At 49.2% G+C, this 248-nt stretch carries 1 protein-coding gene; it reads right to left on the reverse strand.

Features of this window, described 5'->3' with window-relative positions; all coding sequences use genetic code 11:
* Positions 1–248 (reverse strand): hypothetical protein (locus tag CES79_RS12940; protein WP_225362456.1); only part of this gene is annotated, 248 nt, incomplete at both ends.

A 248-nucleotide genomic window follows, 5' to 3' on the forward strand; every position in this document is an offset into this window, starting at 1 on the left:
TGTCTTACCAGTTACATTAGGCACCGTTTGATCACCTTGGTTGCTTGGAATCGTCACATTTGCCTTGGCATCGTTTGGTGTGTAGTTTACTTTACCTGTGGTCGTTGGGTTATCAACAGTGATCGTGCCGTCGGCATTCACCGTCGCCGGTACCGTTGGCTTATCCGCTGTGTAGCCTGGCTTCACTGGTACTGTAACATCAACATGTTCGCCCGTCTTACCAGTTACATCAGGTACCGTTTGATCAC

This window comes from Secundilactobacillus silagei JCM 19001, from assembly GCF_002217945.1.
GTDB classification, from domain to species: domain Bacteria; phylum Bacillota; class Bacilli; order Lactobacillales; family Lactobacillaceae; genus Secundilactobacillus; species Secundilactobacillus silagei.